At 72.9% G+C, this 25,977-nt stretch carries 19 protein-coding genes, 1 pseudogene and 1 riboswitch; of the genes and pseudogenes, 11 read left to right on the top strand and 9 right to left on the bottom strand.

Annotated features, from left to right (window positions below; all coding sequences use genetic code 11):
* Positions 1 to 74: 74 nt before the first annotated feature.
* Both SCWH03_RS11080 and SCWH03_RS11075 read right to left on the bottom strand, forming a co-directional pair.
* Entirely contained in the window at positions 75 to 1,196 is a 1,122-nt protein-coding gene (locus tag SCWH03_RS11080) for an LPXTG cell wall anchor domain-containing protein (RefSeq protein WP_254076685.1), read from the bottom strand.
* 1,123 nt (positions 1,197 to 2,319) lie between these two features.
* Complete coding sequence (locus SCWH03_RS11075) at positions 2,320 to 2,664, bottom strand: chorismate mutase (RefSeq protein ID WP_173264002.1); 345 nt, start codon at positions 2,662 to 2,664, stop codon at positions 2,320 to 2,322.
* Between the two features lie 305 nt (positions 2,665 to 2,969).
* Between SCWH03_RS11075 and guaA the strand changes: the two genes are divergently transcribed.
* Both guaA and SCWH03_RS11065 read left to right on the top strand, forming a co-directional pair.
* Positions 2,970 to 4,586, top strand: a complete 1,617-nt coding sequence (gene guaA / locus SCWH03_RS11070) for a glutamine-hydrolyzing GMP synthase (RefSeq protein ID WP_173264001.1) — start codon at positions 2,970 to 2,972, stop codon at positions 4,584 to 4,586.
* A gap of 130 nt (positions 4,587 to 4,716) precedes the next feature.
* Positions 4,717 to 4,866: pseudogene (locus SCWH03_RS11065) on the top strand (Uma2 family endonuclease); the annotation flags it as partial.
* A gap of 73 nt (positions 4,867 to 4,939) precedes the next feature.
* Here the strand turns inward: SCWH03_RS11065 and SCWH03_RS11060 are convergent.
* Positions 4,940 to 5,383, bottom strand: a complete 444-nt coding sequence (locus SCWH03_RS11060) for a cupin domain-containing protein (RefSeq protein ID WP_173264000.1) — start codon at positions 5,381 to 5,383, stop codon at positions 4,940 to 4,942.
* A gap of 259 nt (positions 5,384 to 5,642) precedes the next feature.
* Here SCWH03_RS11060 and SCWH03_RS11055 point away from each other — a divergent pair, with 259 nt between their 5' ends.
* Together SCWH03_RS11055 and SCWH03_RS11050 are read left to right on the top strand one after the other, a co-directional pair.
* On the top strand, positions 5,643 to 6,899 hold the full coding sequence (locus SCWH03_RS11055; RefSeq protein WP_173263999.1) for a hypothetical protein: 1,257 nt from the start codon (positions 5,643 to 5,645) through the stop codon (positions 6,897 to 6,899).
* Positions 6,900 to 7,011: 112 nt separating this feature from the next.
* On the top strand, positions 7,012 to 7,530 hold the full coding sequence (locus SCWH03_RS11050) for a DoxX family protein (protein ID WP_173263998.1): 519 nt from the start codon (positions 7,012 to 7,014) through the stop codon (positions 7,528 to 7,530).
* Positions 7,531 to 7,686: 156 nt separating this feature from the next.
* Here the strand turns inward: SCWH03_RS11050 and SCWH03_RS11045 are convergent, their stop codons facing one another.
* Complete coding sequence (locus SCWH03_RS11045) at positions 7,687 to 9,006, bottom strand: PspC domain-containing protein (RefSeq protein WP_173263997.1); 1,320 nt, start codon at positions 9,004 to 9,006, stop codon at positions 7,687 to 7,689.
* A gap of 136 nt (positions 9,007 to 9,142) precedes the next feature.
* Here SCWH03_RS11045 and SCWH03_RS11040 point away from each other — a divergent pair, with 136 nt between their 5' ends.
* Entirely contained in the window at positions 9,143 to 10,435 is a 1,293-nt protein-coding gene (locus tag SCWH03_RS11040) for an ATP-binding protein (RefSeq protein ID WP_173263996.1), read from the top strand.
* Positions 10,432 to 11,127 (top strand): LuxR C-terminal-related transcriptional regulator, encoded by a 696-nt coding sequence (locus tag SCWH03_RS11035; RefSeq protein ID WP_173263995.1) that lies wholly within the window; start codon positions 10,432 to 10,434, stop codon positions 11,125 to 11,127. Before SCWH03_RS11040 ends, SCWH03_RS11035 begins: the two co-directional genes overlap by 4 nt.
* Positions 11,128 to 11,353: 226 nt before the next feature.
* Here the strand turns inward: SCWH03_RS11035 and SCWH03_RS11030 are convergent, their stop codons facing one another.
* The gene (locus tag SCWH03_RS11030) at positions 11,354 to 12,397 is read right to left on the bottom strand and encodes a C40 family peptidase (protein ID WP_173263994.1); all 1,044 of its coding nucleotides are present in this window, start codon (positions 12,395 to 12,397) and stop codon (positions 11,354 to 11,356) included.
* Positions 12,398 to 12,647: 250 nt separating this feature from the next.
* Here SCWH03_RS11030 and SCWH03_RS11025 point away from each other — a divergent pair, with 250 nt between their 5' ends.
* Complete coding sequence (locus SCWH03_RS11025; protein ID WP_173263993.1) at positions 12,648 to 13,001, top strand: hypothetical protein; 354 nt, start codon at positions 12,648 to 12,650, stop codon at positions 12,999 to 13,001.
* Between the two features lie 257 nt (positions 13,002 to 13,258).
* Here the strand turns inward: SCWH03_RS11025 and SCWH03_RS11020 are convergent, their stop codons facing one another.
* Positions 13,259 to 14,590: a C40 family peptidase gene (locus SCWH03_RS11020; protein ID WP_173263992.1), complete on the bottom strand. Its 1,332-nt coding sequence runs from the start codon at positions 14,588 to 14,590 to the stop codon at positions 13,259 to 13,261.
* Positions 14,589 to 14,758, bottom strand: a riboswitch (cyclic di-AMP (ydaO/yuaA leader). Its footprint overlaps the gene before it by 2 nt.
* A 210-nt stretch (positions 14,759 to 14,968) precedes the next feature.
* Here SCWH03_RS11020 and pcrA point away from each other — a divergent pair.
* Positions 14,969 to 17,443: a DNA helicase PcrA gene (pcrA, locus tag SCWH03_RS11015; protein ID WP_173263991.1), complete on the top strand. Its 2,475-nt coding sequence runs from the start codon at positions 14,969 to 14,971 to the stop codon at positions 17,441 to 17,443.
* Positions 17,444 to 17,678: 235 nt separating this feature from the next.
* Here pcrA and SCWH03_RS11010 read toward each other — a convergent pair whose 3' ends face one another.
* The gene (locus tag SCWH03_RS11010) at positions 17,679 to 19,424 is read right to left on the bottom strand and encodes a M23 family metallopeptidase (RefSeq protein WP_173263990.1); all 1,746 of its coding nucleotides are present in this window, start codon (positions 19,422 to 19,424) and stop codon (positions 17,679 to 17,681) included.
* A gap of 208 nt (positions 19,425 to 19,632) precedes the next feature.
* Positions 19,633 to 20,511 (bottom strand): esterase/lipase family protein, encoded by an 879-nt coding sequence (locus SCWH03_RS11005; protein WP_173263989.1) that lies wholly within the window; start codon positions 20,509 to 20,511, stop codon positions 19,633 to 19,635.
* A 440-nt stretch (positions 20,512 to 20,951) separates the two neighbouring features.
* On the opposite strand from SCWH03_RS11005, the gene icmB reads away from it, so the two are divergent.
* The 3 genes from icmB (at position 20,952) to sucD (ending at position 23,852) form a co-directional block, all read left to right on the top strand.
* Positions 20,952 to 21,359 (top strand): coenzyme B12-dependent isobutyryl CoA mutase small subunit, encoded by a 408-nt coding sequence (gene icmB / locus SCWH03_RS11000; protein ID WP_173264184.1) that lies wholly within the window; start codon positions 20,952 to 20,954, stop codon positions 21,357 to 21,359.
* A gap of 412 nt (positions 21,360 to 21,771) precedes the next feature.
* Positions 21,772 to 22,947, top strand: coding sequence for an ADP-forming succinate--CoA ligase subunit beta (gene sucC / locus SCWH03_RS10995; RefSeq protein WP_173263988.1), 1,176 nt, complete (start codon positions 21,772 to 21,774; stop codon positions 22,945 to 22,947).
* Between the two features lie 20 nt (positions 22,948 to 22,967).
* On the top strand, positions 22,968 to 23,852 hold the full coding sequence (sucD, locus tag SCWH03_RS10990; protein WP_173263987.1) for a succinate--CoA ligase subunit alpha: 885 nt from the start codon (positions 22,968 to 22,970) through the stop codon (positions 23,850 to 23,852).
* A gap of 143 nt (positions 23,853 to 23,995) precedes the next feature.
* Here sucD and SCWH03_RS10985 read toward each other — a convergent pair whose 3' ends face one another.
* Positions 23,996 to 25,945 carry a sigma factor-like helix-turn-helix DNA-binding protein gene (locus SCWH03_RS10985; protein WP_173263986.1) on the bottom strand — a complete coding sequence of 650 codons (1,950 nt, stop codon included), beginning with the start codon at positions 25,943 to 25,945 and terminating at the stop codon, positions 23,996 to 23,998.
* Between the last annotated feature and the right edge of the window lie 32 nt (positions 25,946 to 25,977).

The following is a 25,977-nucleotide window of genomic DNA, read 5'->3' as shown; positions in this document are numbered from 1 at the left end:
CTTGCCTCCGCGGGCGCTCCTACGGGCGCTTCAGGGGCTCGGGCGGCTTGTGCGGCGGCCTGTACGGCGGTTCGTTACGCGACCGCGTCGCCCTTGCGGCGCTTCATCGCGAAGACGACACCGGCACCGGCGACCAGGGCGATACCGCCGGCGATCCCGATGGCCGGGAGCACCGAGGAGGAGCCGGTCTCGGCGAGGTTGCCGGTGACGGGGAGCTGCTTGACGTCACCCTGCGGCTTGATGTCGGGGCCCTTGTCCTGCTTCGGGGCGCCCGGCTCGGCCTCGCCCGGGTTCTCGTTCGGGGAGCCCGGCTTCAGGACCACGAAGTCCACGAACCTGTCCGCGCTCTCGGCGATGCACTCCTGGCCCTTGACGTCACCGATGTAACCGCCCGAGCCGAGGGAGTAGCTGTCGCCGGCCGGAGCGTTCCTGTCGATGGTGAGGCGGAGGTCGATCTTCACGAAGTCCTGGGACTTCATGGTCTCGACGCCCCAGAAGTAGTCGCCGGCGTAGTCATCGTTCCCGATGCCGACCCACTCGTTGGTGCCGGGAACCTTGAACTCCAGGTCGATGTACGGGCTGAGGAACTTCTCCGGGTCGTCGAGCTCGAAGTTCTCGACCGCTGCGTAGAAGGCGACCTCCTTGAGGTCGGCCTCCGAGGTGTTCGTGATGGTGAGGTTGAACTGCTCGGGGGCGCCGCCCGCGACTATCTTGCCGGGCAGGCCGGAGAACCGGATGTCGAGAGCCTTCTCCTCGAAGTTCTCGTCGACCTCCTCGCAATAGGGCGGGAGGCCCTCGTCGTCGCCCGGCTCCTCGTCGGCGTTCCCCTCGGAGGTGTCCTCCCCGGTGGTGTCCTCCCCGGTGGTGTCTTCCCCGGTGGTGTCCTCCCCGGTCTTGCTCTCCTCCGTGGTGGCGCCGTCCTTGGAGGTCTTCTCCGTGGCGGCGTCGTCCCCCGTCGTGCCGTCTTCCTCGGCAGGGACCCCGGCGTCGTCCGTGCCGTCCTCGGCGGCGGGCGTCCCGGTCGTCGCCGCGCTGCCCTCCGGCGTGGGAGTGTCCGTGTCCTCGGTGGAGCCGGCGGTGGCGCTCGGGCTGGGAGCGGTGCCGTCGGTCGCGTACGCGGTCGGCGCTGCGAGGAAGGCGGCAGGAGCTATGACAGCGGTCGCGGCAGCGACGGCCATAGCGCGGCGAAGCTTCATGAAGACCTCAGTGAAGTCCGGCGTGCCGCGTCACACGGCACGAGTTTTGTGGGCCGTCCCGGTTGTGGGTCACGGGTGTGGCCGTTGGTTTCGTATGCATGACCTGTGACCGGTGCAATTGGTTGCACGGAAACTCACACAGAACTTATGTGACGCCCGACACATTGCTGTGGGCATATGACGTGGACGTCGGGAAGCCCCGGGAGTGGGCGCCGTGCGAAGGACTCCTCGAAGTCCGGTCGCCATGCCGGTGCCGGTGCCGGTGCCGGTGCCGGTGCCGGTGCCGCGTGCGGACGAGAGGCGAGTGGACGGGGGTGAGGCGCCGGATGCCCCGTCAGTGGCCCGGAGGCGGCAACCGGCTGCAGGGGCCGGACGGTTGGGCCGGATAGCGGCGGCTCGGCGGTTGGGGCGGGACAGCCGGGTCCGGCGCCAGGAGCCCGGCGCTAGGAGCCCGGCGCCAGGAGCCCGGCGCCAGGAGCCCGGCGCCAGGAGGGGGAGGGCTGCGGCGGAGTGCCCGGCGGTGCGCGGTGCGGCCGGGGGTGCGATCGGGGAGGGGCCGGTTCGTGGTGGGCGGGGTCCTACGGCCACGAAGCCGCTTCGGCCCGAATCCGGACGGAGTCATCAGGATCCAGCCGTATCCAGCCGTATCCAGCCGGATGCGGCCGTATCTAGCCGTATCCAGCCGTATCCAGCCGTATCCAGCTGTATCCAGCCGGATGCGGCCGGTTCCGGGCGTCCCCGGAACCGGCCGCCTTGGGGTGACCGGGCTGCTGTCCCCTGCCGACCGGTCACGCACGCCGGAGCGAGGTCCCACGACGCACCTGAGGTACGCCACACGCCCCGGCGGAGCCACGCGTGGATCTTCACCTTCGCGGCCCGCCCCTGGCTGGCACGGACATCGGTACCAACGAAGCGGTCCGGGACCGGTCACGGGCCGTACGGGTGAGAGCGCGGCCGCAGGGATGTGCGTACGGCAGGCGGGCGGGCATCGGCGGCTCCGCGACGGGCCGGAGTGCCGCACCGGCCCGGTGCGCGCGTCCCTCGCGGATGCGGCGTGGTGCGTGGCCGTGCGCCCATCAGGCCCATGCACGGGTGCACGCCCGCATCCGTGCGCCCGCACCCTTCAGACGCGGCCCCGGCACAGCTCCAGGAGTGTCATGGCCAGGGCCGTCCCGGGCTTGCCGAGTGCGTCCCGGTAGTGGCCGAGGACCTCCATCTCGCGGGAGAGGTTCACCCGGCGGCCGCCGGATGTGATCCGGGCCTCCTGGATGACGGCCGAGACGGCCGTCCGTTCCCGGATCAGTCCGATGATCCGGTCGTCCAGGGCATCGATACGCTCACGGGCGCCGGTGATCAGGTCCGCCGCGTCGTCGGTGCGGGCGCCGGTGCCGGGGCGGGCGGTGGTCTCGGCGAGGGCGGCGGTGTGGGCAGCGGTCTCGGGGTGGGCGGATGTCCGGGCGGTGGGCACGAAGGCTCCTCGGGGTGCGGGCCCCGGGACGGCCGGACCCGGAGACGGCAGGACGCCCCGGGCCTGGCCGGCCCGGGGCGTCCTGGAAGTCGCTTGTCAGTTGCTCAAGCGGCACGACCATGGCAGCCGGCGGGCCGGGTGCCATAGGTAAAGACGGAGGTCGTGTGCTTGCGCATGGGGGAAGTATGGCCCTCCGGCCGCGGCTGGGCCAGGGCGGGCCCGGATGGTGAGACGGGGAGCGCCGCCCGGCGCCGGTAGAATCGACGCGCAGAGCCCCCTTCTCCCACCGCCGGAAGGCCGCCGTAGTGTCATCAGCGTCCCCCGCTGCCGCGCCCGACGCCACCCACCCGGACACGAGTCCGGACGTGGTCCTCGTTGTCGACTTCGGTGCGCAGTACGCCCAGCTCATCGCCCGCCGTGTCCGTGAGGCGCGGGTCTACAGCGAGATCGTCCCGTCCACCATGCCGGTGCAGGAGATGCTGGCCAGGAAGCCCGCGGCGGTCATCCTCTCCGGCGGCCCGTCGTCCGTGTACGCGAAGGGTGCCCCGCGCCTGGACCGCGCGCTGTTCGAGGCCGGTGTCCCGGTGTTCGGCATGTGCTACGGGTTCCAGCTGATGGCACAGGCGCTCGGCGGCACCGTCGACAACTCCGGTGCCCGGGAGTACGGCCGCACCGACCTGCACGTCGGCAAGGCCGACTCCACCCTCTTCGAGGGCACCCCGGCCGAGCAGCAGGTCTGGATGTCGCACGGTGACGCCTGCTCCGCCGCCCCCGAGGGCTTCACCGTCACCGCCTCCACCGCCGTCGTGCCCGTGGCCGCGTTCGAGAACGACGAGAAGAAGCTCTACGGCGTGCAGTACCACCCCGAGGTGATGCACTCCACCTACGGCCAGCAGGTGCTGGAGCACTTCCTCTACCGCGGCGCCGGCATCGAGCCGGCGTGGACGACCGGCAATGTGATCGAGGAGCAGGTCGCCGCGATCCGCGAGCAGGTCGGCGACAGGCGCGCCATCTGCGGACTGTCCGGCGGCGTCGACTCCGCCGTCGCGGCCGCGCTGGTGCAGAAGGCCATCGGTTCCCAGCTGACCTGCGTCTATGTCGACCACGGCCTGATGCGCAAGGGCGAGACCGAGCAGGTCGAGAAGGACTTCGTCGCCGCGACCGGTGTCTCGCTGAAGGTCGTGGACGCCGAGCGGCGCTTCCTCGACGCGCTCGCCGGGGTCTTGGACCCCGAGGAGAAGCGGAAGATCATCGGCCGGGAGTTCATCCGGGTCTTCGAGCAGGCCCAGGCCGAGATCGTCGCCGAGGCCGGCGCACACGGCGGGCGGCCGGTGCAGTTCCTCGTCCAGGGCACCCTCTACCCGGACGTGGTGGAGTCCGGCGGCGGTACGGGCACCGCGAACATCAAGTCGCACCACAACGTCGGCGGCCTCCCCGAGGACCTCGAGTTCGAGCTGATCGAGCCGCTGCGGAAGCTGTTCAAGGACGAGGTCCGGATGGTCGGCCGGGAACTGGGCCTGCCGGAGGAGATCGTCCAGCGCCAGCCCTTCCCGGGCCCGGGGCTCGGCATCCGCATCGTCGGCGAGGTCACCAGGGAGCGGCTGGACCTGCTGCGCGAGGCCGACGCCATCGCCCGCGAGGAGCTGACCGCCGCCGGCCTCGACCGCGACATCTGGCAGTGCCCGGTGGTGCTGCTCGCCGATGTCCGCTCCGTCGGAGTGCAGGGTGACGGCCGCACCTACGGCCACCCGATCGTGCTCCGCCCGGTGTCGTCCGAGGACGCGATGACGGCGGACTGGACGCGGATGCCCCCCGACGTGCTGGCGAAGATCTCGACCCGCATCACCAACGAGGTCGCCGACGTCAACCGCGTCGTCCTCGATGTGACGTCGAAGCCGCCGGGCACCATCGAGTGGGAGTGACCTGACCGCCGTCCGGGCCTTCGCGAGCCGATCCCCCTCAAGCCGGCGCCGACGCCGTCGCTCATTCGTTTGAGCGGCGGCATCGGCGTTTTCGCTGGGCAGTGTGATCGTACGTACCAGACTCACGTCCATGGGAGCACTCATGAGCGCAGAGATCTCGCACCACTGGCGGGTGCCACCGCGAGAGGGCTGCACCGTGGAGGACCTGCTCACTCTGCCCGACCTCCCGCCGCACACCGAGTTGATCGACGGGAGCCTGGTCTTCGTGCGTCCGCAGCGCTGTTCGACATCGACCTCGCGGACATCGACCGCCTCTGAGCCCGGCCGTCACGGCGGCGCCACGCGACCGTCCCTCACCCCTCCTCAAGCGTGAAGTCCTCGAAGTGGAAGCCCGGCGACACCACGCAGCTCACCAGGACCGGTTCGTCGCCCGCCGGTTCGGCCGACTGCCAGGTGCCCGCCGGGACCAGGAGCTGGGGCCGTTCACCGGATTCGACGTCGGGGCCCAGGACCAGGGGCGTGGTGGAGCGGTCGGGCCCCTCGCCGGTGCCGGCCAGGGACAGCCGGAGCGGCCCGCCGCGGTGCCAGAGCCATAGCTCGTCGGAGCGGACCCGGTGCGGGCGGGAACGTTCGCCCGGGTGGAGCAGGAAGTAGATCCCGGTGGCGTAGGCGCGCTCGCCGGGATAGCCGGGCGGGGCGGTCGAGCCCTTCGTACGCCATGTCTCGCGGAACCATCCGCCCTCGATGTGCGGTTCCAGGCCGAGTAGTTCGACGAGCGGGGAGGCAGGGTGCGTCATGGGCGCATTGTCCCCCGCCATGTGCCGGGTGTGGGCCGCGGACGGCCGGTCGGCGCATCCCGAGATGCCGTCGGGCCCGGCACCCGTGGGGAGGGGCCGCCGCAGCCGTTCCCGACCCTGCCCTCGTACGTCAATTCGATCGTGCGTAAATCACCCTCCATGGGGCAACCGGTTCGTCCGCAGCCCCACCGGTACGGCACAATTCCTTTGAATTGCAAGGTGGTTGCCGAAGCCGCCTACCGGGGAAGGGTGCGTCGCCGTGGCGGTGCAGGAAGCGGGACAGAGCGTGCACGGCGGTGGCTGCACCTGCGGCGACTGCCCGCACGGCCGACGCGAGGGACACCGCAGGGCCGTCGCCCGGTTCCTGGCCAGGCGCGACGAACTCGCCGGGGGGCGGGGGCTGCCCGCCCAGGTCGCCTCCTCAGCCGGCGGGACCCGTCAGTGGATCTCCGACGAGCTGACGGAGTCGGCCCGGGACGTCGCCGAGCACAGCCGGGCCGCGGGCGAGTCATGGCTCACCCGGGTCTGGCGGCGCACCCTGATGGTGCTGTGGGGCGGAGTCGTGCTGCTGCTCCTTGCCCAGGCGGTGACCGCGATCGACTCCGGCTGGACGGTGGCGCGCACCGCGGGGCTCGCCACCGCGGCCTGTCTCGCCGGGCTGCTCACGGCCGCCGCCCGGCTCCACCGGGCGCACGGCGGGCTGCTCGCGCCGCTCGTCGGCGAGGACAACCGGTTGTCGACCTCCCGGGCCGTGGCCGCCGGCTGGGTGCTGTTCGCCGTGTACACCGTCCTGTTCCTGGCCGTCCGGCTCGCCGCGTCCGGGACCGCCGCGTCCGCGCCCACCGGGCTCCGCCTCGCGCAAGGCGCCGGACTGCTCACCGTCGTCGCCGCCGTCGGCCTGATCGCGGTCGTGGTCCGCCGTGTGGTCACCGTGCGCATCATCACCCAGCGGCTGCAGAAGGTGGCGGCGGACCGGCCCCGCCCCGGTGACCTGGTCTGCGACGACGCCGGTCGCGGCAGCTTCACGGATGCGCAGTATGTCCTCGTCGGCACCGCGGCCCTGGTGTGCGCGACCGTCCTGTTCGCCCGCCGGCCGGACCGGCTGCCGGAGCTGCCGTGGGGCCTGACCGCGCTGGTGCTGGTCTCCGCGGGGGTCTACCTCGCGGGGAAGTACGCGGAGGGCGGCCGGCCGGTCGTCCTGTCCGTCGTCCGTGCCCGGGAGCCCGGGGGCCTCGACGGCCCCGTCCGCATCGGGGACGACATCGAGATCAGGGGCGCCGGTTTCGTGCCCCCGGGTGCCGGGAGTCCCGACCGGCTGGCCCTGATGACCGTCCGGATCGGCGCGGTGCACGTCCATGTGCCACTGATCCCGTTCCCCGGCGGATTCACCAGCCCCAGTGATACGGGCATCACCGTCCCGGTGCCGGCCGAGGTCGAACCCGGCAGGGTCGAGGTGCAGGTCGTGACGGCGGCGGGCGCCGAGTCGAACCGGGTGAGCGTCGACATCGTGGACTGACCGGGCTGAGCCTTACGGCCGACCGGGCTGAGCCGTACGGCCGTCGCCTCCGTATGCGCGGAGACGGGACGTGGGGACAATCGTCCCAGCCGGCTGAGACACGGAGGCGACGATGACGCATGTGGACCGGACGACGGCGACCTGCCCGTCCGACGAGGTGGGCACCGACGGGAAGGAGCGGGCGGCGCGGTACGCGCTCCTGCCGCTGCGGCTGTTCCTCGGAGTGACCTTCGTCTACGCGGGTCTGGACAAACTCTTCGACAGCGCGTTCCTCTCGGCGACCGGGACCGGATCGGTCGGCGAGCTGATGGGCAGTGTGCGGAACAGCTCCGCCGTCCCCGCGCTCGTGGACATGGCCCTGAAGAGCCCCGAGGGCTTCGGCTACGCGATGGCCTTCGGCGAACTGGCCGTCGGCATCGGCACCCTGCTGGGCCTGTTCGCACGGCTGGCCGCCCTCGGCGGGGCGCTGATCTCGCTGAGCCTGTGGCTGACCGTCAGCTGGCAGACCGAGCCCTACTACTACGGAAACGATCTCCCGTACCTGTTCTGCTGGCTGCCGCTGGTGCTCGCCGGCGCCTCCGTGTTCTCCCTGGACGCGGCCATCGCGGAACGGCGCCGGCGCAGCCGGTAGTGGACGGCGGTGGCGACCGCGGCGAGGGCCAGACCGCCGGACAGCACCGGCAGGGCGGTGAACCACGGAATCCGCCAGGCCCCGGTCGCGTCCCCCAGATAGGCCGCCGCGGTCCCCAGGACCGCGGCGCCCGCGATCAGCCTGCCGGGACGGAACTCATGACGCAGCACGGGTGACCTCCACCAGTCCGAGCGCGACCGTCAGATCGAGGTCGAGCGTGCCCGCGGGCTCGGCGCCCGGGAGCGGAGCGAGCGTACGGGTGCGGCTGCTGTCGGGGGCGATGTCCACGTCGTTCGCCGGATCCCCCGGCAACCGGACGTCACCGACCCCCGTGTACGCCCGGATCCGCACCGTGGCGCCTTCCGGCAGCACCACCCGCAGCCGGCCCGCGCCGACCTCGGCGGTGGTGCCGACCGTCCGCCCCGGCGGCACGGCCACCCGGCTCAGGTCGAGCATGGCCGTGCCCGAGCCCAGCTCGTACCGCGGCGCGACGGCGGCGGCCGACCCGGGCCGCCACTGCGCCCGTACCCACCGCGTGCCGATCTCCTCGGGCAGTACCGAGACGCCCACCAGCAGCCCGGCCGTGACCAGGGACAGCAGGATCGTGCCGGCGCCGATCCGCCCGAGGGCACTGCCGGCGGCCAGACCGAGCCCGAACACGGCCAGCGCGCAGGCCAGCCCGATCTGCAGGCTGGTGCCGAGCGGCTGTGAATCCCAGGCCAGCCCGGTACCCAGACCGCCCGCGGACAGAGCCAGCAGAAAGACCGCCCCGGCGATACCGCGGGGCTCCTGGGGCCGGGGTGCCGCCTTCGCGGAACGGCGGTCGCGAGGCAGCGGTGCGGTGCGGGGCGACATATCCGGCGGACCCCATAGATAACCGGCCGCCACCGGCCCTGTGGTGCCGTCCTTGACGATCGGATCGCGCCACCAGGAAGGGCTGTCGGGGGTCGGCGGAGCCTTGGCCTCCGGCGGGGCCTCCGCCACGGTGTGCGCGCCCGCCCCGTCCGGGGTGCCGCCCTCCTCCGGGGCGGCCGTGGTCCGCCGCCGCGACCACACCGCGGCGCCCGCCACGGCGAGCGACAGCAGCGCGGAGAACGCGAGCGTGCTGTCGTTGCCCAGCATCGAGAGGAACAGTCCGCAGCCGAGCAGCGCCAGCAGCACTGCCGCGAGGGCGGCCCCGTCGACCCGGCCGGACAGGGCACGCCGGGCCTCGTTCTCCTCCTCGTCCTCCAGCGGGATCAGCAGCCAGGCGAAGCCGTAGAAGATCAGGCCGATGCCGCCGGTCACCGACAGCACGCCCATGGCGACCCGGAAGATCACCGGGTCCACGTCGCAGTACCGGCCCAGCCCGCCGCAGACGCCGCCGGCGACCTTGTGCCGCGCGGTCCGGCGCAGCAGCACGGGGGGCGACCGGTGCCCCTGCGGCGGTGCGGTCGGTGCGGTCGGCGGGGTCGGCGGGGCGGTCGGCTGTGGCATGCCTCCATGGTGACGGGCCGCCACCGGGTGCGGCAGCCGTCCCGACCCTGGCCCGTCCCTGATATCGCACCCGTCAGGGTCTCTCTCAGGGACCGCCCTGATGCCCTCGCGTCCGGGCCCGTGTGACCATCGGGGGATGCCCGTCGCCGCCGCCCGCCCGCCCGAGACCGATGAGCCCCCCGTGCGCAGGTTGTACCGCAGCGCGGAGGGCCGGTGGCTGGGCGGTGTGGCGCGCGGCCTCGCGGGACATCTGGGACTGCCGGTGATCTGGGTCCGGCTCGTCTTCCTGGGGCTCTTCATGGCGGACGGCCTCGGCGCACTGCTGTACGCGGTGTTCTGGATCGCCGTGCCGCTCGGCGTCGGGGGCAGGTCGGCCGAGCCGAGACCGGTCTTCGAGACCGCCCCGGACGGCAGACGGAGGCTGCGCAAACCCGACAGCGGGCAGCTGTTCGCCCTCGTCGCCCTGCTGATCGGCGCCGTCGTCTTCGCCGCCAACACCGACCTCGGCGGCCCGGTGAACCGCTACGTCTGGCCGGTGCTGCTCACGGGCGCCGGTGTCGTGCTGGTGTGGCGGCAGGCGGACAACGCACGCCGGGCTCGGTGGGCGGGCGACGGCACGCGCCGCAGGCTGCTGCAGCTCGCGCGCGGGCTGGCGGGCGTCGCGCTCGTCGGCACGGGCCTCATGGTCTTCATGGTGGTCCGGGGCTCCGCGGCGCAGCTCGGCAACGTCCTCACCGCGGCCCTGGCCGTGATCGTCGGCGTCGCCCTGCTGGCCGGCCCCTGGCTGGTGCGGATGACCCAGGACCTCTCGGAGGAGCGCCTGATGCGCATCCGTGCCCAGGAGCGTGCCGAGGTCGCCGCCCATGTCCATGACTCCGTGCTGCACACCCTCACCCTGATCCAGCGGAACGCGGACGCCGCCGGCGAGGTGCGCCGGCTCGCCCGTGCCCAGGAGCGGGAGCTGCGCAACTGGCTGTACCGGCCGGAGGGCACCGGCAAGGACGAGGCCGAGGAGCCCGCCACCCTGGCTGACGCGGTGAAGCGGGCCGCCGCTGAGGTGGAGGACAAGCACGGCGTCCCGCTGGAGGTGGTGGTCGTGGGGGACTGCCCGCTCGACGAGCGGCTCACGGCCCAACTGCAGGCCGCGCGCGAAGCGATGGTCAACGCCGCGAAGTACGGCGGCCGGCAAGCCCCCGTGCAGGTGTACGCCGAGGTGGACGGCCGTACGGTGTTCGTCTCGGTGCGCGACCGGGGCCCGGGGTTCGATCCCGACGCGGTACCGGAGGACCGCATGGGCGTAAGAGAATCGATCGTCGGCCGTATGCAGCGCAACGGAGGGACGGCGCGGCTGCGGTCGGTGCCCGGCGGGGGCACCGAAGTGGAGCTGGAGATGGAGATGCAGATGCAGAGGGGGAGGGCGGACGGATGACCGAGCGGACCGACGCAGCCGACGGGACGGAGCGCCGGGTGAGGGTCGTCCTCGTCGACGACCACCGGATGTTCCGGGCGGGGGTGCAGGCCGAGATCGGGCGGACGGAGGAGACGGGCGTGGAGGTCGTCGGCGAGGCCGCCGACGTCGACCAGGCCGTCACCGTCATCACGGCGACCCGGCCCGAGGTGGTGCTCCTGGATGTGCATCTGCCCGGTGGCGGGGGAGTGGAGGTGCTGCGCCGATGCGCCGGGCTCGCGGCGGCCGCCGAGCGTCCGGTCCGCTTCCTGGCGCTGTCCGTGTCGGACGCCGCCGAGGATGTCATCGGGGTGATCCGCGGCGGAGCCCGCGGCTATGTGACGAAGACGATCACCGGGGCGGATCTGGTCGACTCGGTCTTCCGGGTCCAGGAGGGGGACGCGGTGTTCTCACCGCGGCTGGCCGGATTCGTCCTCGACGCGTTCGCCTCCTCGGACGCTCCCCCGGTGGACGAGGACCTGGACCGGCTCACCCAGCGGGAGCGCGAGGTGCTGCGGCTGATCGCCCGCGGCTATGCGTACAAGGAGATCGCCAAACAGCTTTTCATCTCGGTGAAGACGGTGGAGTCGCATGTGTCCGCGGTGCTGAGGAAGCTTCAGCTGTCCAACCGCCATGAGCTGACGCGCTGGGCGACGGCACGCCGGCTGGTCTGAGCGCGGCGCGTCCTGGGGCCCCGGCGGCCCGGCGGCCCGGCTGTGGGGTGCGTATGGTGCGTGTGGTGCGTGTGGTGCGTATGGTGCGTGTGAGCCCGGTGGCCCGGTGCCCCCGGCCCGACGGCGCGGTGCGTCCTGCCCGGGCGGGCCCCCGACCAGGGAGACGAGCTCGGTCCGGCTTGCGCCGACCGCACGCCGGACGCCGCGCCCCTCCGCCCGACGGGCCCTAGACGACCCGGGTCGCTCCCGCGAACGGCATCTGATCGATGGGCGCGATCCGCACGGGCGCCCCCGGGCGGGGGGCGTGGATCATCCGGCCGTCGCCGATGTAGAGCCCGACGTGTGAGACACCGGAGTAGAAGAAGACCAGGTCCCCCGGCGCGAGTCGGGACCGGGGAACCCGCCGGCCCGCGTCGATCTGGGTGTAGGTGGTGCGGGGCAGCGCGACCCCGGCGGAGCGCCAGGCGGCCTGGGTCAGCCCCGAGCAGTCGAAGGCGGACGGCCCGGTGGCGCCCCAGACATAGGGTTTGCCGAGTGCTCCGTGGGCGTAGGCGACCGCCTGCGCGGCCCGGGGGTTGGGGGCGGCGACGGCGGGTGCGCCCCGGACGGCATCGCGGTGCGCACGGTCTGCGGGGACCTCGTCCCGGCCGGCGTAGGCGGCGCGCTCCCCGGGGCTCAGCCGCGCCAGCAGGGCCTCGGCCGCCGCCAGCTTCTTCCGCACCGCCGCGCGGTGCCGGTCCGCCCGTGCCCGCTGCTTCTCCAACTCGGCCAGCCGGGCTCCGGCCTCGGCCCGCACCTGCTCCAGCTCCCTCATCTGCCGGCGCACCGCCGCCACGGCCGCGGTCTGGCGGTCCCCGATGCGCTCGGTCAGTTCGGCGCGGGCGAGGTAACGGGAGGGGTCGGAGTCGAGCACGAGCCGGAGCGCGGGGTCGAGGCCGCCGGCCCGGTACTGCGCCGTCGCGAACGAACCGAGGGTGTTGCGGGAGGCGTTAAGGCGCTCCGTACGCCGGGCGGCCTCGTCGCGGAGTGCCTCGGCCTCCCCGTGCGCCCTCTCCGCCTTCTCCTTGGCCCCGTTGTACTCCTCGGTCGCCGCTTCCGCTTCCCGGTACAGGCGGTCGGCCCCGGCCCGCACGTCGTCCGGTGCGGGTGCGGCGTACCCGGGGCCCTCGAAGGCGGTGGCGGTGGCCGCGCCGGCGAGAGCGAGGGTGGCGGAGAAGCGTGCGGCGGTGCCGGGAAGCGTGCGCTGCCTGGGCTTGCGGTGCGCTGCCACGAGGGCCAGTCCTTCCGTCGGGGCCCGCCGGTGCGGGGTACCGGTGGCGGACCGTGCAGGGGAGCGGCCCGCCACCGGCTCTTCCGGCGGGGGCGGCCGGAGCAGCCGCCCGGTCACGGACGGCGGGGAACCGGCCACCTGAGGGAGGACGTTAAGCCTTCGGGACACGACAAAGGGGCGATATGAACGGAATTGGCGGCATAGGGACCACCGTAGATCGCTTGGGACCGTACGGCTAGGCTCCGGTGCCATGGACGTACTCATCAATGTCTTCGTCGCTCTGCACATCATCGGCATCGCGGCGCTGCTCGGCGGCTTCCTGACGCAGATGAAGGCGATGGGGGAGGGTGCGGCGCGCTTCACTCCGGCGATGCTGCACGGCGCGCTCACCATGCTGGTGACGGGCATGGTGCTGGTGGGACTGAACCAGGCGGACGGCCAGACCGTGAACAACCTCAAGGTCGGTGTCAAGCTGGCCGTGCTCGTGGTGGTACTGGCGCTGGTCTACGTCAAGCGGGACGAGGAGGCCGTGGACAAGGGGGTGTTCGGGGCGGTCGGCGGACTGACCCTGGTGAACATCCTGATCGCGACGCTGTGGACATGACGGACCGTTGAGCGGGCCGGGGCTCTCGTGCAGGCGGCCACCCGAGGGGCTCCTGCGTGCGGGAGCCCCTCGGTCCGCGCACTCCCCGGCGAGCGCACGGCGACAGCTGCGGCGCCTCGCCGCGTCGTCGCATCGCGGCGAGGCGTCCGGAATGTTCGCCGGCATCCTGTGTGCGCCCGGTGCCGAGCGCGACCCTCCGCCTCGCGAGGTACCGCATCCGGCGCCGCGCTGACCCGCCGGGGATGACGGGACGGCTCTCAGGCGGGGCGGACGCTTCCGTGGAACGGCAGGTAGTAGATCGATTCCTCGCGGACGTTCGCGCCCGGCTCGGGGGCGTGGATCATCATGCCGTCGCCGGCGTAGATGCCGGCATGGCGGACGTCGTCGTAGAAGAAGACCAGGTCGCCGGGGAGGAGATCGGCCGTGGCGACATGCTGCCCGGACCTGGCCTGGTCCCCGGTGGTGCGGGGCAGGTCGACGCCCGCCGCGCGCCAGGCCGCCTGGGTGAGCCCCGAGCAGTCGTACGAACTCGGGCCGGTCGCGCCCCAGACGTACGGTTTGCCGATCTGCGCGCGTGCGAAGGACAGCACCTTCTCGGTCTTGGCCGCGTGGATGTCGCCGGCCGCCGGGGAGTCCGCACCCGCCCTGCTGCCCGTGCCCGTGCCTGTGCCCGTGCCCGTGTCTGTGCCCGTGTCTGTGACTGTGACTGTGCCCGCGCGCGGGTCCGTGCCGCTGCCCCTGCCCGTGCAACCGCCGGTCCCGTCCCACGTCTGCCGCTCGAACCCCCCAGCCCGCCGCCCGGCATCGGCCTCCGTCCCGACCCTGGCGTCCGTCCCGGCCTCCGCTGCCCTGGCCTCCGCGTCCGCCTCTGCCCTGGCCTCCGCCTTCCGGCGGGCCTTCTGCGCCTTCTCGCGCTCGATTTCGGCGAGCCGCGTACGATCCCCGGCGGTCAGCCGCGACAGCAGCTCCCCCGCGTCGGCGAGCTTCTTCTGGGCGGCCTGCTTCCTGGCCCGCAGCGACCCCTGAGAGTCCGTGAGCGCATCCAGGCTCCCGGCGGCCCGCGTGTGCTGCTCGGCCGCTCCGGCCGCCCGGGTCCGGTGCTCGGTGGCAGTGTCGTGCTGTTGCTGTTGCTGTTGCTGTTGCTGTTGCTGTTGCTCGCTCGGCCGGGCCGCCGCGTCGCCCCGGCCGGCGTGGGGACGCGGGGCCTCGGCGAGCAGCAGTGCGGCGGCGGGGGGCACGGCGGGGGTGCCGGTGCTGTCCCGGGCCGCCGCCCGGACTCCGAGGGTGCGCCGGGACTCGCCGGGCGCCTCCGTGCGCAGGGCCGCCTCGGCGCGGGTTCGGTCCACCGCGCGGCGCTGCTGCTCGACGGGCTCCTTCGCCCTGTGGTACTCCCGGGCCGACGAGCCCGCCTGCCGGTAGAGGTCGTCGACCTTCTGCTGGACCTCTTCGACGGTGGGCTTCGGTCCGGCTGTCGCGCTCTGGGCCGGGAGGAGCGAGACTCCCGTCATGGCGGCCGTCGTGAACCCGGCGGCGGGGGTGCTGGTACCTGTGCGGCTGCGCGGCTTGCGGTGCGACGCCAAGGCCGGCATCTCCTTCCGTGGAACGCCTACCGGGTTAGCTGTCGGGTTCGGACGAAACGGAAGGCTGCCCTACGGGCCGGGTGAAGACCGGCCCGATTCACCCCGGTTGTGCCTGATGAGTGGGTCCCCGGTTCCGAAACTCCTACGCGAGGGGCGCGGATTCGGCGCGGCCGCCCGGCTGGCGTGGTTCGCCGAAGGGGGTACGGGCTGCCTGGGCGAGCACGCTAGCCAAAGTGTGGCGCTGCTGTGAAGGAGGGTGTTCGATATGCCCGATACATTTCCGTGACCTTGGCGCTGTGTGTCCGCGTCGTGACCAGAGGAGTCCGGTAGTGATTCCCGGGAAGGCGGAAGCGGACCGTCAGTGGGGCCGCCTAGACTCGGGATGCGATGAGCAGCCTCTTTGACGACAGTTTCCTGGCGGATCTCCGGCGGACCCCGGCCCCGGAGGATCCCCCACCGCCCGAGGATCACGAGCATCTTCCGGCGGAGGAGGTCCCGCACGACCTCTTCGAGGGCGGGTTCGACGAGCCCGGGCCCGGTGACGGCTACTACCGGGACGGCGCCCCGCGCCCGGTCACCGACCCGGCCGCCCTGCTCGGCGGGCTGAACGAGCAGCAGCGTGCCGCCGTCGTCCACACCGGCTCCCCGCTGCTCATCGTCGCCGGCGCCGGCTCCGGCAAGACCCGGGTGCTGACCCACCGGATCGCCCATCTGCTGGCGACCCGCGAGGTGCACCCCGGCCAGATACTGGCGATCACGTTCACCAACAAGGCCGCGGGCGAGATGAAGGAGCGCGTCGAGCAGCTCGTCGGCCCGCGCGCCCGGGCCATGTGGGTCTCCACCTTCCACAGCGCCTGTGTCCGCATACTGCGCAGGGAGAGCAAGAAGCTCGGCTTCACGTCGTCGTTCTCGATCTACGACGCCGCCGACTCCAAGCGGCTGATGGCACTGGTCTGCCGCGATCTGGACCTCGACCCGAAGCGCTACCCGCCGAAGGCGTTCAGCGCCAAGATCTCGAACCTGAAGAACGAGCTGGTCGACGAGGAGACCTTCGCCGCCGAGGCGGGCGGCACCGACCAGACCGAGGGCTCCGGGGGAGGCTTCGAGAAGACGCTGGCCGAGGCATACCGGATGTACCAGGCCAGGCTGCGCGAGGCCAACGCGCTGGACTTCGACGACATCATCATGACCACGGTCCATCTGCTGCAGGCGTTCCCTGAGGTCGCCGAGCACTACCGGCGCCGGTTCCGCCATGTCCTGGTCGACGAGTACCAGGACACCAACCACGCCCAGTACACGCTCGTGCGCGAGCTGGTCGGCACGGGGTACGACGACCTCGGCCCCGCCGAGCTGTGCGTGGTGGGCGACGCCGACCAGTCGATCTACGCCTTCCGCGGCGCCACGATTCGCAACATCCTCCAGTTCGAGGAGGACTACCCGGACGCGACCACGATCCTGCTGGAGCAGAACTACCGCTCCTCCCAGACGATCCTCTCCGCGGCCAACGCGGTGATCGAGCGCAACGAGAGCCGCCGCCCCAAGAACCTGTGGACGAACGCGGGCGCCGGCGCGCGGATCACCGGCTATGTCGCGGACACCGAGCACGACGAGGCCCAGTTCGTCGCCGACGAGATCGACCGGCTGGCGGACACGGGCGAGGCCAGGGCCGGCGACGTCGCGGTCTTCTACCGGACCAACGCGCAGTCCCGCGTCTTCGAGGAGATCTTCATCCGCGTCGGCCTGCCCTACAAGGTCGTCGGCGGCGTGCGCTTCTACGAGCGCAAGGAGGTCCGGGACGTCCTCGCGTATCTGCGGGTCCTCGCCAACCCCGAGGACAACGTGCCGCTGCGGCGCATCCTGAACGTGCCGAAGCGCGGCATCGGCGAGCGCGCCGAGGCGATGGTCGACGCCCTCGCGCTGCGCGAGAGGATCACCTTCCCGCAGGCGCTGCGCCGCGTCGACGAGGCGTACGGCATGGCCGCCCGCTCCGCCAACGCCGTGAAGCGCTTCAACACGCTCATGGAGGAGCTGCGCACCGTCGTCGACTCGGGCGCCGGTCCCGCGGTGGTGCTGGAGGCCGTGCTGGAGCGGACCGGTTATCTGGCCGAACTCCAGGCGTCCACCGACCCCCAGGACGAGACCCGTATCGAGAACCTCCAGGAACTCGCCGCGGTGGCCCTGGAGTTCGAGCAGGGGCGCGGCGACGAGGAGGGATCGGGAACGCTCGCCGAGTTCCTGGAACAGGTCGCGCTCGTCGCCGACTCCGACCAGATCCCCGACGAGGACGAGGAGGGCAGCGGTGTCATCACCCTGATGACGCTGCACACCGCGAAGGGCCTGGAGTTCCCCGTGGTGTTCCTCACCGGCATGGAGGACGGGGTCTTCCCGCATATGCGGGCGCTCGGCCAGACCAAGGAGCTGGAGGAGGAGCGCCGCCTGGCGTACGTGGGGATCACCCGCGCCCGCGAGCGCCTCTATCTGACGCGTTCCTCGATGCGCAGCGCCTGGGGCCAGCCCGCCTACAACCCGCCCTCGCGGTTCCTGGAGGAGATCCCGGACACCCACCTGGAGTGGAAGCGGACGGGGCGGTCGGCGGCGCCCGCCGGCCCGGCGCCGGGTATCGCCTCGGCCCTGTCGTCATCCCGGTCCCGCTCCGGTCCGTCGGGCTTCGCGACCCGGCGGACGACGGACAAGCCGGTGATCGCCCTGGCCGTCGGGGACCGGGTCACCCACGACCAGTTCGGGCTGGGCACCGTGACGGCGGTGACGGGATCGGGTGGCGACGCCCAGGCGACGATCGACTTCGGCGACGCCAAGCCGAAGCGGCTGCTGCTGCGGTACGCCCCGGTGGAGAAGCTCTGACGGGCTGAGGCCGCCGCCCGCGGCCGCCACGCGGGGCCCGGGCGGTGGTCGGTGTGCCCTCCGGACGGATGGGCGCGGGGCCGGAGGGGGCGACGGGGCGGCAAGGCGCCGCCCGGAGCCGCCGGAGGCGTGCGAGGAGGAGGGGCGGGCAGGCAGGTGCGCGTGGCGGACGCGCGGGGCGGGACGGGGCCGTCCGGGCCGGGCAGGGAGGCGGGGCCGCGCCGCTGCCGGGGGGTCAGGTGGGGCTGAGGGCGTGGCTGCGCAGCCACGCCAGCGGGTCGATCGCCACCCCGCCGCCGGGTCGCACCTCGAAGTGAAGGTGCGGGCCGGTGGAGTTGCCCGAGTTGCCCGAATAGGCGATCACCTCGCCCGCCTTGACCTGGCCGGAACGGATCTTGGTGCTGCTCAGATGGCAGTACCAGGTCTCCGTGCCGTCGGCGGCGGTGACGATGGCCATGTTGCCGTAGGCGCTGTTCCACTGCGTCCGCACGGTGCCGTCGGTCGCGGCCATCACCGGTGTTCCGTACGACACCGGGAAGTCGATCCCGGTGTGCATGGACATCCAGTTGACTCCTGCCTGGCCGAAGTAGGCGCTGAGGCCGTGCTGGGCGACGGGGAGGGCGAACTTCGGCCGCAGTTTCTCGCGGAGGGCGGCTTCCTCCTCGCGCTTCTTGCGTTCCGCCTCCTGGCGCGCCTTGAGGTCGATGCGCTCCTGGGTCCGGCTCGCGCGGTCGCCGAAGTCGCGGGCGTCTGCGCTGAGTGCGGCGAGCTGGGTGTCGAGCGCGTTGTTGGCGACGACGGGCTGCACGGACGGCTGGTCGGCGGCCGTGACCGCGGTGTTGCCGTCCCCCGGCCGATCGCCTTCGGTGAGCCCGCCGACCGAGGCGGCCGCGACACCGGCCACGCCCATCACGCAGACGGACGGCACGGCGACGGTCAGGAGCGCCGAACGCTTGGCGGGGGTGCGGCGGCGGCCCCGGGCGCCACCCGTCCTGCGCGCGGGGCGGGCCGGGTCGGCGGAGGCGAGGGTGACGGCCGGTGCCGAGACGGTGGCGGCGTCGGCGATCAACTCGGCCCCGGAGCCATGGCGGGGGAACCGGTCCGCGCCCTCCGCGTCTGCCGCCGGCGGTTCCGGCTCGTGCTGCTGCCCGGGGTACTGCGGGTGTTCCCCGGCGGTTCCGGTCGTGCTTGCTGTTCCGGTCCCGGTCCAGCTCTCGGACCATGTCGTGGACCAGATCGCGGTTCCGGTCTCGGTCCGGGTCCCGTCTGCTGTTCCGGTCGTGCCTGCGGTCGTGCCTGCGGTCTCGGTCCAGGTCCCGGTGCCCGGCCCGGCTTCCGCTTCCCAGGCGGTCCCGCTGCCGGGCCGCGTCTCCTGCGACGCGTCGAACCCGGTCGCGGGGGAGAACTGTCCGGGGATGAACGCCCCGGCTCGATCGTGCGCATCCTCGTACGCCGCGTACCCGGGGAGTTCGGCCCCCGGTGGCTGCCCCGCGTGGCCGCCGTACGGGAGGTCGGTGGCGGTGGCGGTGGCATCGGCGGGGTTCCACGGGGCGGCGTCGTGGGCACCGGTCTCGTACGACGTCGCCGATGCCTGTCCGGTCGCCGTCCACCGGCCGCCCGTGTCGCAGGGCTGCGCCCCCGTCTCGAACGGCTCCGCCGTGAACTGCCCCGTGCCGCTCCCGGCGTTGGCGTCCCACTGGCCGCCGGCGCCGTCCAGGGCGCTGTCGTACTGCGCGGTGGTGCGGTATTGCGCGGTGTCGAAATGCGGTGCGCCGTACTGCCGGCCGTACGCATGCCGGGGGTCGCCGTAGGCGTCGTGGCCGGCGGGGGAACCGGCGGGCCACTGCCCCGCGTCGTACCGGTCGGCGTGGGCGGGGTGACCGCCCTCGTGGCCGCCGGGCGTGGTGCCGAAGAAAGGGTCGGTGCCGAAGCTGCCGGTGGCGTACGCGTCGTACCCGGCGTGGGGGTGCTGGTCGTTCACCAACTTCTCTCTCGCCTCGACAGCAGGACCAGACGTGAGGTCACCCTGCGCGGGTTCCCCCGAGGCAATGCAGTGGCGCGACTGTACCCGGCGGTATGCGACGCCGACAATCTTCGGCAGGTTTTGCGAGAGAGGGAAACGGGCATTCGGCGGTGTTTCGGCGGACTGCAGGACGAGCCTTGGCCTTACGTTCGACTGCCGTTCGACCTCATGCCGCCGGCAGGGAACCGACGCCGCCGTCCGACTCGGCCCCCGCGCCGGGGACATCGAGTGCCTCGCGGATGCCTGCCGCGACCGCCGGGTGGACCGGGAGCGCCAAGTGCCCGATGCCGCTGACCCGGACGTTCCGCACCATCAGGTCGGGATGCTCGAGCCGGGCGGTCTCCAGGGGCACCATGATCTGGTCCAGATCGCTCCAGAAGCTGACGAACCTGGTGCGGCAGCCGGGGGCGGGCAGTGCGAGTTCCTCGATCACGGCGGAGCCCGGGCGCATCTGGCGCACGAGGGGATGCGCGCCGGCGAGCGGGGCGACGCTGGTGCCCCTGTGGGGCGTGCCGAGCATGACCAGCGTCCGTACGCGCCCGTCACCCCCCAGCCGCTGGACGTAGTACCGCGCGACCAGTCCGCCGAGGCTGTGGCCCACGATGTCGACGCGCCCCCGGCCGGTGCGGGCGCATGTCTCCTCGACATGGCGGCCCAGCAGCTCGGCTGCGGCCCGGATGTCGCAGGTCAGCGGTGAGTAGTTGAGCGACTCCACAGGGCGGCCGTCCTGGTGGGCCAGGAACCGGCGGAGCAGGACGAACACGGACCGGTTGTCCGCGAAGCCGTGGAGCAGGACGGCCGGCGGGTGTCCCGGTGATCGCGTCCGGGGTGCCGAAGGCGCCGGGGCCCCGTGCCCGGCCGGCAGGTCGCGGTCCGCCGGGTCCGGGGGCGGCGGACCGGAGGGGGCGGGTCCGCAGGCCCGGCGCTCCGGGATCAGGCCCGACGGGTACACGATCATGTGTGCGGCGAGGGCGGCCAGCTCGAGGGCGGTGGCGCGCAGCAGGGCCACCGGCACATTCATCCGCAGCGGCGGCAGGAAACCCATGGTTGACCTCCCGACCGGCGCACGGGGGGCGGCTCCGTCCCCCGTGCGCCCTCATGGGGCTGCCCGCGGTCGGGACCGCAGGGCCGCGCGGCGGGCGGCACGGTGATCACGGCGACCGAACAGCGGATTCACCGCGCGGTCCCGGCCGCTGCCCGGGGCATCTCAGCGGGTACGGCGCGTGCGTATGCGTCCCTCAGGTGATGTCCCCCTCGCCCGGCCCCGCGAAACGGCTGCTTGCGGGATGCTGTAGATCTGTGGATAACGTTCGTTCACCTTCCGGGCCGGTGCCGGCCCGGGGCGCGGTACGGGATCCGGCGCACGGCGGCGCACCGCGCGTCGACCGGCACGCCCGGGCGCCCGTGAGGGCGCAGTGCCCATGGCGGCAACTGCGGTACGTCGGTACGTCGGTACGTATGTACGTCGGTATGTGGGAGGCAGTGATGGGTGTGACCGGTCCGATCCGCGTGGTGGTGGCCAAGCCGGGTCTCGACGGCCACGATCGCGGCGCGAAGGTGATCGCACGAGCCCTGCGGGACGCCGGTATGGAGGTCGTCTACACCGGGCTGCACCAGACCCCCGAGCAGATCGTCGACACCGCGATCCAGGAGGACGCCGATGCGATCGGCCTCTCCATCCTCTCCGGCGCGCACAACACCCTCTTCGCGAAGGTGATCGAGCTGCTGAAGGAGCGCGACGCGGAGGACATCAAGGTCTTCGGCGGCGGGATCATCCCCGAGGCGGACATCCCGCCGCTGAAGGAGAGGGGTGTGGCGGAGATCTTCACCCCGGGGGCGACGACGGCGTCGATCGTCGACTGGGTCAACGCGAACGTCCGCCGGCCCGCGTAGGGCCGCCGGCCGATGTGGGGCGGCGCAGGGGGCCGGACGGTGGGCCGGGGCGGGCGCGGCCGTACGGGTGCCGCATGCCGGACGGTCGCGGATCCCGGGCGCCGCAGCGTGCCCGGTGCGGGCCGGTCTGCGGGGGCCGGTCTGCGGGGGCCGTGCCGGCGCGTGGCCGTCCGCTGACCCTGCGTTCCGCGGTGCGCGCGATCTGTGACGGGTATCACCGCCCGGTTGTGATCCGCGATTTAGGGACGCACGGCCCACGGGGATAACCTGCGAGACGGACATGCCGCGTGCCCGGACACCGTGTACGCCTCCCCAGTGACCGCGCAGTCACGCTGCCCTCCGCGGCACGCCCATGCAGACAACGAACCGCGGATCACTACTGCGACGATGAGAAGCAAAGGGACGGACGCGCGTGGACCTGTTCGAGTACCAGGCGAGGGACCTCTTCGCCAAGCACGGTGTACCGGTGCTGGCCGGTGAAGTCATCGACACGCCTGAGGCGGCGCGCGAGGCGACCGAGCGACTGGGCGGCCGGTCGGTTGTCAAGGCGCAGGTGAAGGTCGGGGGCCGGGGCAAGGCCGGCGGTGTCAAGCTGGCCGCCACGCCGGACGAGGCCGTCGCCCGCGCGACGGACATCCTCGGCATGGACATCAAGGGCCACACGGTCCACAAGGTGATGATCGCCGAGACGGCTCCCGAGATCGCCGAGGAGTACTACGTCTCCTATCTGCTCGACCGCACCAACCGCACCTTCCTGGCCATGGCCTCGGTCGCGGGCGGCATGGACATCGAGGAGGTCGCCGCGACGACCCCCGAGAAGCTCGCCAGGATCCCCGTCGACGCCAACGACGGCGTCACCGCCGCGAAGGCCCGTGAGATCGTCGAGGCCGCGCGGTTCCCGGCCGAGGTGGCCGAGCAGGTCGCCGAGATCCTGGTGACCCTGTGGAAGACGTTCGTCGCCGAGGACGCCCTCCTCGTCGAGGTCAACCCGCTCGCCAAGGTCGCCGACGGCCGCGTCATCGCGCTGGACGGCAAGGTGTCGCTGGACGCCAACGCCGAGTTCCGCCAGCCGGAGCACGAGGCGCTCGAGGACAAGGCCTCGGCCAACCCGCTCGAGGCCGCGGCCAAGGCCAAGGGCCTCAACTACGTCAAGCTCGACGGCGAGGTCGGCATCATCGGCAACGGCGCGGGCCTGGTCATGTCGACTCTCGATGTCGTCGCCTACGCCGGCGAGAAGCACAGCGGCGTCAAGCCCGCCAACTTCCTCGACATCGGCGGCGGTGCCTCCGCCGAGGTCATGGCCAACGGCCTGGAGATCATCCTCGGCGACCCGGACGTCAGGTCCGTCTTCGTGAATGTCTTCGGCGGCATCACCGCGTGCGACGCGGTCGCCAACGGCATCGTGCAGGCCCTGGAACTCCTCGAGGGCAAGGGCGAGGCCGTGACGAAGCCGCTGGTCGTGCGCCTCGACGGCAACAACGCGGAGCTGGGTCGCCAGATCCTCGCGGACCGCAACCACCCGCTCGTCGAGCGGGTGGACACCATGGACGGCGCGGCCGACAAGGCCGCCGAGCTGGCTGCGAAGTAAGGGACGAGGGACACCACACCATGGCTATCTTCCTCACCAAGGAATCCAAGGTCATCGTCCAGGGCATGACGGGCTCCGAGGGCCAGAAGCACACCAGGCGCATGCTGGCCTCGGGCACGAACGTCGTCGGCGGCGTGAACCCGCGCAAGGCCGGTACCACCGTCGACTTCGACGGCGCCGAGATCCCCGTCTTCGGTTCGGTCAAGGAGGCCGTCGAGAAGACCGGCGCCGACGTCACCGTCATCTTCGTGCCGGAGAAGTTCACCAAGGACGCGGTCATCGAGGCGATCGACGCCGAGATCGGCCTCGCCGTCGTGATCACCGAGGGCGTCGCGGTCCACGACACCGCGAAGTTCTGGGCGTACGCGGGGGCCAAGGGCAACAAGACCCGCATCATCGGCCCGAACTGCCCCGGCCTCATCACGCCCGGGCAGTCCAACGCCGGCATCATCCCGGCCGACATCACCAAGCCCGGCCGCATCGGTCTCGTGTCCAAGTCCGGCACGCTGACCTACCAGATGATGTACGAGCTCCGCGACATCGGCTTCAGCTCCTGCGTGGGCATCGGCGGCGACCCGATCATCGGCACCACCCACATCGACGCCTTGGCGGCCTTCGAGGCCGACCCGGACACCGACCTGATCGTGATGATCGGCGAGATCGGCGGCGACGCCGAGGAGCGTGCGGCCGACTTCATCAAGGCCAACGTCACCAAGCCGGTCGTCGGCTACGTCGCGGGCTTCACCGCCCCCGAGGGCAAGACCATGGGCCATGCAGGCGCCATCGTCTCCGGCTCTTCCGGCACCGCTCAGGCCAAGAAGGAGGCCCTCGAGGCCGCGGGCGTGAAGGTCGGCAAGACCCCGACCGAGACCGCCGGGCTGGCGCGGGAGATCCTGCTCGGCTGACCCCCGGGCGCGGCCGCGACGGCCGCCCCTGCGGTAAGGCATGCCGCTGGGCCTGCACCCCGGAAGTCCGGGGTGCAGGCCCAGCGGCATGCCGCGGTCCCCGGGGTCCGGGGACCGGGGACCGGGCGTCCGGAAGCTCAGGTTCAGCGGGCCGACGGGACCAGGCGCGCCGGGCCGGCGGCGGGGTGGGAGCGGAGCTGGACGCGGAGGCGGTGGTCCTCCTTGGAGTACGGCTCCGGTCCGTACTTCGGCGGCACCCCGCCGACCTGCTCACCGGGCGCCTGCGGCGGCTCGTAGTGGCCCTCGGTGACGGCCATGGTCACGGCTGCGGCGGCGAGGATCAGCACGGTGAGCCCGATCGCGGCACGTGTCCACAGCTCGGCCCGGCGCTCGCTGCCGCCGCGCACGGAGGGTGCCGGGGAGAGTCCGGGCGCTGCCAGGTTCTCCACCAGATCGCTCAGCTCGTGCTGGAGTGCCCCGGGTTCGGCCAGCTCGGGGATCTGCTCGGCCACGGCGGCGCGGGCGTTCAGCAGCCGGTTCGCCGCGGCCGGTGTGCTCGCCTCCGTCTCTGCGGCCGTCTCGGGGAGGTCGAGGCCCAGACCGTCGTACAGCAGCAGGGTGCGGCGGTAGGCGGGCGGCAGCCCGAGCAGGGCCTCGCGGAGCGTGCGCCCGCCGGGGTAGGCGACCGTGGCCGGACGGGCCGACGCGACCGGGTCCGGGTGGCGGTGGGCGCGGCGCAGCCGGTGCCAGGGCGACATGGCGTACTCGTAGGCCGCCGCGCGCGCCCAGCCCCCGGGATCCCGGTCCACGGCCACCTCGGGCCAGCGCTCCCAGGCCAGCTGGAAGGCCTGCTCCACGGCCTCCCGCGCGAGGGCCTCCCGCCCGGTGAGCAGCAGGGTCTGGCGGGCGAGGCCGGGGGCGGTGCGGGCGTACAGCTCGTCGAACGCCTGCTCCGCGCTGAGCGCGGCCCCGTCCTCGTCCCGGGCGGGTGGCCGGGAGGACTCCGAGGGGCGGGTGGTGTGTGAGGGCCGGGTGGGGCACGGAGTGCCGGGGGGCTGCGCGGTACGGGCGGTTTCGGACGTCTGCGAGGGGCGACCGGCTGCCTCCCGTCTCTCCTGGTCCGCGCGCCGAGGGTGCGCCGACTCCTCGCGCCGGTCTCCGCGCATGTCTTCGCGCATGTCTTCGCGCAGGTCTCCGCCGTGGTTTCCGCGCTGGTCTTCTCGGGGGGCCTCCTGCCGCGGCTCGACGCGGTCTCCGCGCTCCGTCTGCGGCTCAGGGCGCCGGCTCGCGTGCTGCTCGTCGGCTGCCCGGGCGAGGGCCGTCCCGGGGTACGGACGCGGAGCTTCCCCAGGGCCCGCCGGCACGGGGTCCCCGGGTCGGTGGGCGACCGCCTTCCGGTAGCCGGCCGGGGCGACCTCGGCGCTGCGTTCGGCAGGTCCCCCCGCGGTCGCGGGGTCCGCTCCGGGGCCGTGGGCGGGGGGCTTCCCTGCCGGGCTCTCGGCGGGGGGAGCGGGGGTGGTGTCAGTCTCGGCGGTGGCAGTTTCGGCGGTGGCAGTTTCGACCGTGTCAGTTGTGGCGGTGGGAGTCCCGGTGGCGGCCTTCCCGGCCCGTCCGGCCCGTCCGGCCCGGTCGGCTCGCCCGGCGGGCCGAGCGGCGCCCGGCCCGCCCTCCGGTGGGGACGCAGGGGTTCCCGTCGGCTTCCCGGCCGCGCGTGCGGTCCGGCCGGTCCGTTCGTCTGCGCGTGCGGCCCGGTCGGCTCGTCCGGCTCCGTCCGCGGTCCGGTCGGCCGGTTCGCCCCCGTCCGTGTGCCCGGGCCGGTGGGCGGGGACCCCGCCGTGGTCCTCGGCCGTGGGCTCCCGGGACGACAACTCGGCCCGGTACGTGGCGAGCAGCTTCGCGTACGCCCTGCGCTTGCGGCCGCGAGGGCCGCCGCGGCCCGTCTCCCAGGCCCTGACCGTCGCCTCGGTGACGCCCAGAACCTCCGCCAGCTGGGCCTCGGACAGCGCCCTGGCCTCGCGCAGCCTGCGGCGTTCCCTCGGCGACGGCAACGGAGGAACGGCCGCTTCGGTGCTGTCCGCGGTGCTCTTCGTCATGAAGACCTCCCCGGGAGGGCATAAGGCGCCAA

Origin of the sequence: Streptomyces pacificus, assembly GCF_011766325.1 — a bacterium.
In the GTDB taxonomy this organism is placed as follows: Bacteria; Actinomycetota; Actinomycetes; order Streptomycetales; family Streptomycetaceae; genus Streptomyces; species Streptomyces pacificus.
Note: the sequence above shows the minus strand (reverse complement) of the source record. Positions and strands in the feature narration are given on the sequence as shown.

Excerpts from the sequence above, each read along its gene's own strand:
- SCWH03_RS11005 (WP_173263989.1), bottom strand. The coding sequence starts at position 20,511 with ATGGGTTTCCTGCCGCCGCTGCGGATGAATGTGCCGGTGGCCCTGCTG.
- SCWH03_RS11040 (WP_173263996.1), top strand. The coding sequence starts at position 9,143 with ATGCCCGTCGCCGCCGCCCGCCCGCCCGAGACCGATGAGCCCCCCGTG.
- SCWH03_RS10985 (WP_173263986.1), bottom strand. The coding sequence starts at position 25,945 with ATGACGAAGAGCACCGCGGACAGCACCGAAGCGGCCGTTCCTCCGTTG.
- pcrA (WP_173263991.1), top strand. The coding sequence starts at position 14,969 with ATGAGCAGCCTCTTTGACGACAGTTTCCTGGCGGATCTCCGGCGGACC.
- SCWH03_RS11025 (WP_173263993.1), top strand. The coding sequence starts at position 12,648 with ATGGACGTACTCATCAATGTCTTCGTCGCTCTGCACATCATCGGCATC.
- SCWH03_RS11050 (WP_173263998.1), top strand. The coding sequence starts at position 7,012 with ATGACGCATGTGGACCGGACGACGGCGACCTGCCCGTCCGACGAGGTG.
- SCWH03_RS11045 (WP_173263997.1), bottom strand. The coding sequence starts at position 9,006 with ATGCCACAGCCGACCGCCCCGCCGACCCCGCCGACCGCACCGACCGCA.
- sucD (WP_173263987.1), top strand. The coding sequence starts at position 22,968 with ATGGCTATCTTCCTCACCAAGGAATCCAAGGTCATCGTCCAGGGCATG.
- SCWH03_RS11020 (WP_173263992.1), bottom strand. The coding sequence starts at position 14,590 with ATGCCGGCCTTGGCGTCGCACCGCAAGCCGCGCAGCCGCACAGGTACC.
- SCWH03_RS11035 (WP_173263995.1), top strand. The coding sequence starts at position 10,432 with ATGACCGAGCGGACCGACGCAGCCGACGGGACGGAGCGCCGGGTGAGG.
- SCWH03_RS11060 (WP_173264000.1), bottom strand. The coding sequence starts at position 5,383 with ATGACGCACCCTGCCTCCCCGCTCGTCGAACTACTCGGCCTGGAACCG.
- icmB (WP_173264184.1), top strand. The coding sequence starts at position 20,952 with ATGGGTGTGACCGGTCCGATCCGCGTGGTGGTGGCCAAGCCGGGTCTC.
- SCWH03_RS11080 (WP_254076685.1), bottom strand. The coding sequence starts at position 1,196 with ATGAAGCTTCGCCGCGCTATGGCCGTCGCTGCCGCGACCGCTGTCATA.